Source organism: Dietzia cinnamea NBRC 102147, assembly GCF_001571065.1.
In the GTDB taxonomy this organism is placed as follows: Bacteria; Actinomycetota; Actinomycetes; order Mycobacteriales; family Mycobacteriaceae; genus Dietzia; species Dietzia cinnamea.
On record NZ_BCSW01000072.1, the window covers coordinates 1 to 11,311 of the forward strand.

General features: G+C 71.2%; 9 protein-coding genes. 4 read left to right on the plus strand and 5 right to left on the minus strand.

From position 1 onward, the window contains the following. Nucleotides 1-224: 224 nt before the first annotated feature. Nucleotides 225-1,868, minus strand: a complete 1,644-nt coding sequence (locus tag DCI01S_RS15080; protein ID WP_061229986.1) for a substrate-binding domain-containing protein — start codon at nucleotides 1,866-1,868, stop codon at nucleotides 225-227. A gap of 157 nt (nucleotides 1,869-2,025) precedes the next feature. After that, nucleotides 2,026-2,772, minus strand: coding sequence for an enoyl-CoA hydratase (locus DCI01S_RS15085; RefSeq protein ID WP_061229987.1), 747 nt, complete (start codon nucleotides 2,770-2,772; stop codon nucleotides 2,026-2,028). A gap of 94 nt (nucleotides 2,773-2,866) precedes the next feature. Between DCI01S_RS15085 and DCI01S_RS15090 the strand changes: the two genes are divergently transcribed. Beyond that, nucleotides 2,867-4,393 (plus strand): carboxyl transferase domain-containing protein, encoded by a 1,527-nt coding sequence (locus DCI01S_RS15090; protein ID WP_061229988.1) that lies wholly within the window; start codon nucleotides 2,867-2,869, stop codon nucleotides 4,391-4,393. Between the two features lie 63 nt (nucleotides 4,394-4,456). Next, nucleotides 4,457-6,373, plus strand: a complete 1,917-nt coding sequence (locus tag DCI01S_RS15095; protein ID WP_061229989.1) for an AMP-binding protein — start codon at nucleotides 4,457-4,459, stop codon at nucleotides 6,371-6,373. A gap of 399 nt (nucleotides 6,374-6,772) precedes the next feature. Here DCI01S_RS15095 and DCI01S_RS15100 read toward each other — a convergent pair whose 3' ends face one another. From DCI01S_RS15100 to pdxH, 3 genes are all read right to left on the minus strand, one after another. Further along, nucleotides 6,773-7,129, minus strand: a complete 357-nt coding sequence (locus DCI01S_RS15100; protein WP_061229990.1) for an FKBP-type peptidyl-prolyl cis-trans isomerase — start codon at nucleotides 7,127-7,129, stop codon at nucleotides 6,773-6,775. Nucleotides 7,130-7,158: 29 nt separating this feature from the next. After that, nucleotides 7,159-8,448, minus strand: a complete 1,290-nt coding sequence (locus DCI01S_RS15105; protein WP_082767862.1) for a citrate synthase — start codon at nucleotides 8,446-8,448, stop codon at nucleotides 7,159-7,161. A gap of 146 nt (nucleotides 8,449-8,594) precedes the next feature. After that, nucleotides 8,595-9,260, minus strand: coding sequence for a pyridoxamine 5'-phosphate oxidase (gene pdxH / locus DCI01S_RS15110; protein ID WP_061229991.1), 666 nt, complete (start codon nucleotides 9,258-9,260; stop codon nucleotides 8,595-8,597). An 89-nt stretch (nucleotides 9,261-9,349) separates the two neighbouring features. Here pdxH and serC point away from each other — a divergent pair, with 89 nt between their 5' ends. Then, complete coding sequence (gene serC / locus DCI01S_RS15115; protein WP_061229992.1) at nucleotides 9,350-10,474, plus strand: phosphoserine transaminase; 1,125 nt, start codon at nucleotides 9,350-9,352, stop codon at nucleotides 10,472-10,474. Between the two features lie 175 nt (nucleotides 10,475-10,649). Continuing rightward, nucleotides 10,650-11,311 (plus strand): septation protein SepH (sepH, locus tag DCI01S_RS15120; RefSeq protein ID WP_061229993.1); only part of this gene is annotated, 662 nt, incomplete at its 3' end.

An 11,311-nucleotide genomic window follows, 5' to 3' on the forward strand; every position in this document is an offset into this window, starting at 1 on the left:
CCCCCCCCCCCCGCCGGCGGATCGGTTGGTTGGGACACGGAGGTCCTCCGTTTCGGGTTCTCGTCAGCACACCCCTGTAGTGATGTGCTTCACAAACACTGACCGGAGAAGTGTGACACGTAACACAGCTGATTGCGGGGAGGCTTTCGGCGAACTCTCATGACGAGCCGAAACCGCGGGCGGCGGCACCCCCGTCGGTGGGTACCACTTACCTCACTGCGGGGCTACGGCCGGGCCGAGGCGCCGCGGCGCCCCACCGCCTCCGCGAACACCCGGACGATCTCCTCCTGCGTGCGGGCGACATAGCTGCTGCCGCCGGTGGCCTGCGCGATCTGCGCGAGGGTGCCCGAACTGCTGTCGTCCAGAAGGCTCACCGACACCACGATCACGGGGCGGGACGGGTCCACCATCTCGTCGAGCCGGGCGAAGAACTCTCCTGCTCCGATGTCCGAGGTCGCGTCGTCCGCGCCGTCGGAAATGACGATGATCGAGTTGACCATGTTCGGGTCGTACCCCGAGCGCACCATGGCGTAGGCGTCGAGCACGGAACGATAGAGGTCGGTGCCGCCACCCACCATCCCGGGCAGAGAGGCCAACGCACCGCCCAGCGCGGCACGGTGCGTTCCCCCGGGAGCTGCCGCGTCGAGGCGCTGCAGCGCCGCGACCTCCGCGTACGGCAGCCCGTCGCTCCCGGCGGCACCGCCGAACGCCCACAGTCCGAGCTCCGCGTCGTCGGGGAACTGGCCGAGCCCTGCGCCCGCCGTCTCGACGAGCGCCTGGATGCGGGTGCGGTCCGTGCCGGGCACCCCGAAGCCCATCGAACCCGATGTGTCCACCAGGACCAGGGACCGGCCCGGCATCGACAGGAGCCGCCAATGCCGCAGAGCACTGTGGACCCGGTTCGCATCCCGGACCACGAGCGCTTCGATCTCGCCCACCCCCGCTCCCCCGGCGAGCGGCGCCCGGAAGGCGGTCCGGAAACCGTCCCGGGAGAGCCCGTCGGCGACAGCGGTCGCCGCGGTGGCGTCCCGGAGCGCCTCAGCGGCCTCGACCACGTCGACGCGGCGCGTCGAATCCTGGGTCGTCACGGCCACCGGATAGGTGAGGAATACCGCCCCGGTGGCGGGCGCGTACAGCTCCATCCCCGAGTCGGGTGCCGCCCGCTGCGCGAGCACCGCGTCTCGCTCCGTCACGATCGCCGCGCCGCCGCCGGCGATCACCCTGTCGAGCATCTCTCGGGAGGTCGGCGGGACCTCCATCCGACTCATCTGCCCCTGGGCCAACATCGCCATCGAGGCCCCCAGCGCCTCCGGAGCCGACCGCAGCATCTCGACCTCCGAGGTCGCAGCGAGGATCGGCGCGTCCGCTACCCCGGACCGGACCGGATCACCCATCATCAGCCCCGGCGTGGCGAGCGCCGAGGTCCACGTCGACTTGTCGACCCCGGCGTCACGGGAAGCGATGACCACCGGGGTCGACGCGAGGGAGTTGAGGACCGTCTCGAACGGGATCTGCACGTCCTGGGACACCTGAGCGAGACGTACGGCGGAGTCCGGCACCCAGATGTCCGGCAACGCCTCCCGCGAGACCGTGCGGGTGGACATGTCCGCGGAGGAGACCGTTTCCACGTCGAAGGCGTGACAACCGTCGGCATGCTCCGCCAGGACTCGGACGTGCTCGACGATGTCGGGCTCGGCTGCCACGCTGATCCGCGGCTCAGCCCCGCAGAAGCCGGCGACGCCCGCCCTCGACAGCCCGGAGATCACCAGTCCCACCACGAGCACGGCCGCGAGGATCGCCGCCCCCACGAGGACGACCCGCCGGGCCGTCGGATTGTTGTTCTGCGGCGATGCGCTGTGCCTGGCCATCGGTGACGCTCCCCCCGGTCATGCGATACCCGGGGTCGTGCCAGACGCCCGCGACACGCGGGTCCGGGTCGGGCGCGGTGAATCTTACCCGGCCGGGCGACCCGCGGTGTCCGTACGTGGGGCGCCACGGCGACCGTGCGTCCTGCGGTGGGGCGGTTCAGCGCCCGCGGAAGACGGGTGGCCGCTTCTCGGCGCGGGCGGCCCGGGCCTCGGCCATGTCCTCGCTGCTCCACGCGCGCAACTGGAGTTCGGTGTGCTCCTCGCGCGGGAGCAGCCGGGCGTCGTCATCGTTGATCACGGTCTTGATGTGCCGCAGGCTCAGCGGTGCGAACCGCGAGAGCTCGGCAGCCAGCTCCATGGCCGCCTCGACGTCCCCGATCTCGCTGGCCAGTCCGATCCGGGCAGCCTCCTCCGCACCGACGGGGCGGGCGGTCATGAGCACCGACCGGGCGTGGCCGCCGCCCACGACGTTGGCCAACCGCTTGATGGTCCAGTTGTCCAGTGCCAGCCCCACCTTCACGACGGGCACGGTGAAGACGGCACCGGGCGCCACCACCCGCAGATCCGCGGCCAGTGCCAGCTGCACGCCCGCACCGACAGCCGGGCCGTTGACGGCGGCGATGACGGGCACCGGGACCGACTCGACTGCGCGGAGCATCCCGGCGTGTGCGTCGTAGAAATCCGAGTTGTACACCCCGCCGGACAGATCGGCACCCGCGCAGAAAGCGGTTCCCGCTCCGGTGATGACGATTGCGCGGACGGGGTCTTCGGCGTCGGCCTCCGCGCCGGCGGCCTCGATGGCGTCGCGCAGGGCGATGCACACCTCGGCGTCGAGCGCGTTGCGGGTCTCGTGACGGTCGATGGTGACGACGACGACTGCGCCGTCCCTGCGGCTGACGATCATGGCGACGGAGGGCTCCTCTGCGTGACGGGGGTACGGCAGTGCACCCTCACCCTCACGATACCCGCTGGTAGGCGCCCCACCGTACGATGCGGTCATGGCGCGCACCGGAGCTCTGCAGATCCTCGACATGGTCCTCGACGACGGCTCCTTCCGGTCCTGGGACGACGCCCCGGTCCGCCCGCCACAGGTCGACGCGGCGCCGGGGTACGAGGAGGCGCTCCAGCGGGCGACCGAGAAGTCAGGGGTGGACGAGTCGGTCATCACCGGTGAGGGGACCCTACTGGGCCGCCGGGTCGTGATCATCGCGTGCGAGTTCGACTTCCTCGCCGGGTCGATCGGGATCGCCGCCGCCGAGCGGATCGTCTCGGCGATAGAACGGGCGACGGCCGAAGGGCTTCCGATCCTCGCCTCTCCCACCTCGGGCGGTACGCGGATGCAGGAGGGGACGCTCGCGTTCCTCCAGATGGTCAAGATCTCCGCCGCCGTGGCCGGTCATAAGAGCGCGGGGCTGCCCTACCTCGTATATCTGCGGCATCCGACGACCGGCGGCGTGTTCGCGTCGTGGGGGTCGCTCGGTCACGTGTCGGTGGCCGAACCCGGCGCACTCATCGGCTTCCTCGGGCCCCGCGTCTACGAGGCGCTCTACGACGCGCCGTTCCCGGACGGGGTCCAGGTCTCCGAGAACCTCGCGCGACGCGGGATGATCGACGGCGTGCTCCCACCGGAGGGGCTTCGCGACCTCACCGCCCGAGCCCTGAGGGTGCTGTGCCAGGACCCGCCGTCGGACGACGAGCCGGTGCCGCCCCACGGGCCGGTCCCCGAACCGGAGTCCGACGACGGACGTCCCCCCGATGCCTGGGACGCCATCACCCGGTCGCGGCGCCCGGACCGCCCCGGAGCGCGTGCCTTCCTCGACCGCGTGGCGCCCGACCGGGTGCTCCTGTCCGGCACCGGGCAGGGCGAGGACAGCGGATCACTCCTGTTGTCGCTGGTCCGGTTCCGAGGCCAGTCCGCAGTCGTGCTCGCGCAGGACCGGGACGCGGAGAACGAGAAGAGCCCTCTCGGCCCGTCCGCGTTGCGGTCGGCACGCCGCGGTATGCGCATAGCCGCGGAGATGGGGGTCCCTCTGGTCCTGTTCATCGACACCCGCGGCGCCGCTCTGTCGCGGGAGGCGGAGGAGGGCGGACTGGCGGGTGAGATCGCCAGGAGTCTGGCCGACCTCGTCACCCTGCCGACCCCGACCGTCTCCGTGATCCTGGGGCAGGGCACCGGCGGCGCCGCTCTCGCCCTGCTCCCCGCCGACAGGGTCCTGTGCGCGCGTCACGGGTGGCTCGCCCCCCTGCCGCCGGAGGGCGCCAGCGCGATCCTCCACCACGAGACGAGCCGAGCCCCTGAGGTCGCACGGTCGCAGGGCATCAGCTCCGCGGACCTGCTGGAGGCCGGGATCGTGGACGTGGTCGTGCCCGAACGTCCCGACGCCGCGGACGAGCCCGAGGCGTTCTGCGACCGGATGGCCGGCGCGGTCGCGTCCGCGCTGCTCGAGGTCCGCCGACGCCCCCCTGAGCGGAGGTACGCCGAGCGGATGATGCGGTATCGCGAACTGGGCCTCGGATTAGAGTGAAACCAGTCACATCCCGTCGGCGCGGTCGGCGGGCCCGCTCCCGTACGTGAGGGGAAGTACCCGATGTCGGACTCGACGACCTCGACCTACGACGCCGCCCACCGGCTATCGATCAACGTTCCCGATGCCTTCTGGTTGGACGTCGCCGGGGACATCGATTGGACCACGACCCCCACGACGGCGGTCGACGGATCCCGTCCGCCCTTCTACCGGTGGTTTCCCGACGGTGAGCTGAACACGTCGTACAACTGCGTCGACCGGCACGTCGCCGCCGGGCGGGGCGAGCAGGCCGCGTTCATCTACGACTCGGCGGTCACCGGCGTCAAGCAGACCATCACCTACGCCCAGTTGCTACAGCAGGTCGAGGAGTTCGGGGGCGCGCTCGCCGCGGAGGGCGTGGGTCGCGGCGACCGGGTCGTCATCTACATGCCGATGGTCCCCCGCGCCGCCGTGGCGATGCTCGCGTGCGCCCGGCTCGGTGCCGTCCACTCCGTTGTCTTCGGCGGCTTCGCCGCGCCCGAGTTGGCGATCCGGATCGACGACGCCCGCCCCAAGGTGATCGTCACGTCCCACGGCGGCATCGAGCCGACGCGCAAGGTGCCCTACTTCCCCATGGTCGCCAAGGCGCTCGAGCTGACCCGCCACAACCCGGGGGCTGTGATCGTGGCCCCGCGTCACGACCAGTTCCCCGACATGGCGTTCCCCGACACCCCGGGGACCACCTGGAGCTATTGGGAAGACGCCGTCGCCGGCTCCGATCCGGCGGCACCGATCCCGGTGAAGGCCACCGATCCGCTGTACATCCTCTACACCTCCGGTACGACCGGGCTACCCAAGGGCGTGGTCCGCGACAACGGCGGACATGCCGTCGCGCTCGCGTGGTCGATGTGGAACGTCTACGGCATCCGCCCGGGCGACGTGTGGTGGACCGCCTCGGACGTGGGCTGGGTGGTCGGCCATTCCTACATCGTCTACGCGCCCCTGCTGGTCGGCGCGACCTCGGTGATCTACGAGGGCAAGCCCGTCGGCACCCCTGACGCCGGGTCGTTCTGGCGGGTGGCCTCCGAGCACCGCGCGGTCGCGCTGTTCACGGCTCCGACCGCCGTGCGGGCGATCCGCAAAGAGGATCCCGAGGGCCTCGAGATCGGCAAGTACGACCTGTCGGCCATGCGCACCTTCTTCTGCGCTGGCGAGCGTCTCGATCCGGACACCTACCAGTGGGCCACCGACAATCTCGACAAGCCCGTCGTGGACAACTGGTGGCAGACCGAGACCGGCTGGCCCATCGCCTCCAACCTGCGCGGCCTGGAACCGATGCCGATCAAGCCCGGCTCCCCGACCGTCGCGGTCCCCGGTTACGACCTGCATGTGCTCGACGGAGACGGCAAGCCACTTCCGCCCGGCGAGGAGGGGAACCTGGCCATAAAGTTGCCCATGGCCCCGGGCACGCTGGCGGGTCTCTGGGAGGACGACGAGAGGTTCGTCTCCTCGTACATGACAGTCTTCGAGGGGTACTACTCCACGGGTGACGGCGGGTACATCGATGAGGACGGCTACGTCTTCGTGATGGGTCGGACAGACGACGTCATCAACGTCGCCGGCCACCGGCTGTCCACGGGGTCGATGGAAGCCGTCATCGCTCGGCATCCCGCCGTCGCGGAGGTCGCGGTGATCGGCGTGAAGGACCCTCTCAAGGGCCAGCGCCCCGTCGGCTACGTGGTGCTCAAGTCCGGCCAGGTCCGCGACCCCGACGAGCTGCGGTCGGAGCTGGTGGCGATGGTGCGTGACGAGATCGGGGCGGTGGCCACCTTCCGCGACTGCACGGTCGTGCAGGGACTGCCCAAGACCCGCTCGGGCAAGATCCTCCGCAAGACGATGCGGCAGATCGCCGACGGCCAGCAGGATGTGGCGGTGCCGTCGACGATCGAGGACCCAGCCGTCCTCGAAGCCCTCGCGCCTTTCCTTCGGCAGCAGGGGTAAACCCGAGCCTGCGACAGCAGGGCACCCGCATCCGCGCCCGCGCCTGGCGTCTCGCTCCCGTCGATGGCGTCTCGCTCCCGTCGATGGCGTCTCGCTCCCGTCGATGGCGTCTCGCTCCCGTCGATGACGCTGCGCATCGCAGCCGCCCCTCGCCATGGCGCCTGGCGCGAACCGCGGGGCAGGCGAGACGCCATGGCGAGGGGCGGCTGTGGCGGTCGGGCACCCTGGGCTGCGGCAGGGCCGGGCCAGCAGCCGTCGGCCGGACTTGTGCGTACCGGCCGGGTGTGTGTGCGTACCGGGCGGAGGGCGCGTCGCGGGTTCCGGCCCGACAGACGACGGCGCCCCGCCCTCCCGTGAAAGGAGGACGGGGCGCCGCTGTCGCGTTCCGGGACCGCCCGGTCAGGCGTCGAGCAGGTCGATCACGAAGACCAGGGTCTTGCCACCGAGCGGGTGCAGGGCCGCGGAGGTGCCGTAGGCCTTGTCCGGCGGGATCACCAGCTGGCGGCGTCCGCCCACCTTCATCCCCGGGATCCCCTCCTGCCAACCCTGGATGAGGCCGTTCAACGGGAAGGTGATGGACTCACCCCGATCCCAGGAGGAGTCGAACTGCTCACCGGTCTCGTAGTCCACCCCCACGTAGTGCACGGTGACGTTACCGCCGGCGACCGCCTCCGCGCCGTCGCCCACCGTGAGGTCCTCGCTGACGAGGTCGGTGGGCGCGGGACCCGTCGGCATGTCGATCTCGGGCTTGTCCATGATGTTCTCCTGGGGTGGGAATCCCGGGTTCAGCGCTGGCTGATCGGGGTGAAGCTCCGCTCGGCCGGGCCGGTGTAGACCTGGCGCGGGCGGTTGATCTTGGTGGAGGGATCCTCGCGCATCTCGCGCCAGTGGGCGATCCAGCCGGGCATGCGACCGAGCGCGAACAGCACGGTGAACATGTCGGTCGGGAAGCCCATCGCACGGTAGATGAGGCCGGTGTAGAAGTCGACGTTCGGGTAGAGCTTGCGCTCGACGAAGTAGTCATCGGCCAGCGCGGTCTCCTCGAGCTTGAGCGCGATCTCGAGCAGAGGGTCGTTGCTCTGGGACAGCAGCGCGTGGGCGTGCTTCTTGGCGATCTGGGCGCGCGGGTCGTAGCTCTTGTAGACGCGGTGACCGAAGCCCATCAGCTTGACGCCGTCGACCTTGTTCTTGACGCGGTCCATGTAATCGGTGGCGTCGCCGCCCTCCGACTCGATCCGCTCGAGCATCTCGAGCACGGCCTGGTTGGCGCCGCCGTGAAGCGGGCCGTACAGGGCGTTGATGCCACCGGTGATCGAGGAGTACAGCGGCGCCTCGGAGGAGCCGACCATCCGCACCGTGGAGGTGGAGCAGTTCTGCTCGTGGTCCGCGTGCAGGACGAGGAGCATGTCGAGGGCCTTGGCAACCTCGTCGGTGATCTCGTAGTCCGGGCCGAACGTCATCCGCAGGAAGTTGCGGACGTACCCGAGCGACGGGTCCGGGTCGATGGCGTCCTTGCCGTTGCGGATGCGCTCGATGGCCGCCGCCAGGGTCGGGCCGCGTCCGAGCAGACGCGCGGTGGCCAGGTCGACGGCCTTGGGGTCGTCGATGTCCAGGTCGTCACCGTGCGTACCGAACAGGCTGACGCCGGCCGAGAGGACGGGCATCGGGTGCGTGTCACGGGGGAAGGCCTGCAGCAGCGGCATCATCTGCCCGGGCAGCGCCGTCTCCGCGAGGACCTTGTCGGTGAACTCGGCGAGCTGCGCCTCGGTGGGATCCTCGCCGTAGATGAGGAGGTAGGAGACCTCGAGGAACGAGGCGTTCTCGGCGAGCTGGTCGATCGGGTAGCCGCGGTGACGCAGGATCCCCTCGGCACCGTCGATGTAGGTGATCGAGGACGTGCACGCGGAGGTGTTGACGAAGCCGACGTCCAGGGTGGTCATCCCCGTCTCGGCCAACAGCGAGCCGAGCTGCACGGCGTCACTACCGCAGCTCGCCTCCACCACGTCGAGTTCGAGCTCACCGCCGGGGTAGGACAGTGTTGCTTTGCGGTCCGAACCGTTCGAGCCTGCGGTCACGCGATTCCCTCTCCGACGACTGGTCCCGGCGGTCGAGTCCCGCCACGAATGTGCTGTGCCACACCCTACCGTGGCCGCCGTTCGGGGTTCGAAGGGAGTTCTCCCGTTCTCCCCCCGGCGACCCGGCCCGGCGACCCGACCCCGCGTCAGGGCTGCAGCCGACGGGCCGTCCACCGGTCGCCGTCCCGGAGGCACTCGACGCGGTCGTGGAACCGGTCCGGCCCGCCCTGCCAGAACTCCACCCGGTCCGGGACCACCCGGTACCCGCCCCACCGGTCGGGCATGGGGATCTCGTCGACGCCGGCCAACCGCTGCTCCGCGGTCGCGTACAGCGACTCGAGCTCGGCCACCGACTCCGCCGGGCGCGACTGCTCCGACGCCCACGCGGCGATCTGCGAGCCCCGCGGCCGGGTGCGCCAGTACGCGAGGCTGTCCGCCCGGTCGATCGGATGGCAGGCGCCCTCGACGTGCACCTGACGCTCGGCGATCAACCAGGGGAAGGTCACCGACGCGTACCCGGTCTGCGCCAACTGGACGCCCTTGCGCGACGTCGTCGTCGTGAAGAAGGTCACCCCGCCCTCGTCGACGCCCTTACACAGGACGGTCCTGGTCGACGGCCGTCCCTCTGCACCGACGGTGCCGAGCACCATGGCGTTGGGTTCGCGGACGCCGCGCCGGCCCGCCTCGTCCAACCACTCGGTGAACAGGGGCAACCACCCGCCGGCGAGGTCGGCCACGTCCAGCCGCGCGTGCAGGCCGTACCCGACGCGCATGGTGTCGAAGTCGGTGGGTTCCAGGACCGGTTCCTCCATGACCCCAGACGGTACTCCGGGCCCGGCGCCGGGCCGGACTACCATGGAGCGCGACCCACCCGACGACACCGAAACGGCATCCCAAGAGCATGAGCGATCAGCTGCCCACCATTCCCGCCGACCTCAAGCCCGCCGACGGCCGCTTCGGCTGCGGTCCGTCCAAGGTTCGCCCCGAGCAGATCTCGGCCGTGGCCGACGCCGCCACTACGGTGATGGGCACCAGCCACCGCCAGGCCCCGGTCAAGGACGTCGTGGGTCGCGTGCGCGACGGCCTGGCCGCGCTGTTCTCCCTCCCCGAGGGCTACGAGGTCGTGCTGGGCAACGGCGGCACCACCGCGTTCTGGGACGCCGCCGCGTTCGGCCTGGTGCGGGAGAAGTCGCTGCACCTGACCTATGGCGAGTTCTCCTCCAAGTTCGCCAAGGTCACCGGCGGCGCGCCGTTCCTCGCCGACCCGATCGTCATCTCGGCCGACCCCGGCTCGGCGCCGGAGCCGACCTCCGACCCGTCCGTCGACCTCATCGGTTGGGCCCACAACGAGACCTCCACCGGCGTGATGGTGCCGGTGTCCCGCCCGGCGGGCTCGGAGAACGCGCTCGTCGCGATCGACGCCACCTCCGGCGCCGGCGGCCTGCCCGTCGACATCGCGGACGCCGACGTCTACTACTTCGCCCCGCAGAAGTCCTTCGCCTCCGACGGCGGCCTGTGGGTGTCGATCATGAGCCCGGCCGCCCTCGCGCGGGTCGACGAGATCGCGGCCACCGACCGCTGGTGCCCCGACTTCCTGTCGCTGCCCACCGCGGTGGACAACTCGCGCAAGAACCAGACGTACAACACCCCGGCCGTGGCGACGCTGCTGATGTTCGCCTCGCAGATCGAGTGGATGAACGACCAGGGCGGGCTGGACTGGGCCGTGGCGCGGACCAAGGACTCGTCCTCGCGTCTGTACGACTGGGCCGAGGCCAGCGACTTCGCCACCCCGTTCGTCGCCGCGCCGGCGCACCGTTCGCAGGTCGTGGGCACCATCGACCTGGCCGAGGAGATCGACGCCGCGAAGGTCGCCAAGACCTTGCGCGCCAACGGCATCGTCGACACCGAGCCGTACCGCAAGCTGGGCCGCAACCAGCTGCGCATCGGCATGTTCCCGGCGATCGAGCCGGAGGACGTCACGCAGCTGACCCGCTGCATCGACCACGTGGTCGGCCAGCTCTCCTGAGCCGCCCCGGGCACGCCGGCCCCCTCCGGCCGGACCCGCACTTTTCCGCAGCCCACCCGGCCCGTCCGCGCGCCGGGTGGGCTGCGCTGCCCTACCATGTGGGAACGCGCCCAGGCCCCCGGGCAGCGGAGCAGCTCAGGCCGCCGACGGGGCCGCGAGGAGTCGAGGAGGCGGCATGCGGAAGCTGAGGATCATCGGTGTGGACACCGAGTCGTCGGTCGTCGAATGCGAGGTCCCGGACTCCGGTGAGAAGTTCACCCTGCCCCTGGACGACCGTTTCCGTGCCGCCGCTCGCGGTGAGTTCGTGGCCGGCGGATCGGACCGGGCGCCGGTGACCGGCACGCTGCGTCCCCGCGAGATCCAGGACCGCATCCGGCACGGGGCGTCCCCGGAGGAGGTCGCCGCCGACGCGGGGGTGCCGCTGTCCCGCATCGAGGGTTTCGCCGTGCCCGTGCTGCTGGAGCGGGCCAACGCGGCCGAGCTCGCGCGGGCCGCGCACCCGGTGCTGCCGGACGGGCCCGCGCTCAACACACTGGCCGACCGCGTGGGCGCCGCCCTGGACCGCCGCGGCGTGGATCCGGACCTGGTGACGTGGGACGCGTGGAAGGACCGCTCGGGCGGGTGGGTGGTCCGCACGTCGTGGCCGGCCGGCCTGTCGGACGACGCGAGCGCCACGTGGTCGTTCGTCCCGGATTCGCACGGGGGTTCCGCGCGCGCCCTCGACGAGGAGGCCGAGCGGATCCTCGACCCGTCGCGCGCCACGGAGCTGCGGTCGGTGTCGGCCCCTCCCCCGCTGCCGCCCGGCCCCCCGCCGATCCGGGCGGTGCCGCCGCCCGC

Excerpts from the sequence above, each read along its gene's own strand:
- DCI01S_RS15085 (WP_061229987.1), bottom strand. The coding sequence starts at position 2,772 with ATGATCGTCAGCCGCAGGGACGGCGCAGTCGTCGTCGTCACCATCGAC.
- DCI01S_RS15100 (WP_061229990.1), bottom strand. The coding sequence starts at position 7,129 with ATGGACAAGCCCGAGATCGACATGCCGACGGGTCCCGCGCCCACCGAC.
- DCI01S_RS15090 (WP_061229988.1), top strand. The coding sequence starts at position 2,867 with ATGGCGCGCACCGGAGCTCTGCAGATCCTCGACATGGTCCTCGACGAC.
- serC (WP_061229992.1), top strand. The coding sequence starts at position 9,350 with ATGAGCGATCAGCTGCCCACCATTCCCGCCGACCTCAAGCCCGCCGAC.
- DCI01S_RS15095 (WP_061229989.1), top strand. The coding sequence starts at position 4,457 with ATGTCGGACTCGACGACCTCGACCTACGACGCCGCCCACCGGCTATCG.
- DCI01S_RS15080 (WP_061229986.1), bottom strand. The coding sequence starts at position 1,868 with ATGGCCAGGCACAGCGCATCGCCGCAGAACAACAATCCGACGGCCCGG.
- pdxH (WP_061229991.1), bottom strand. The coding sequence starts at position 9,260 with ATGGAGGAACCGGTCCTGGAACCCACCGACTTCGACACCATGCGCGTC.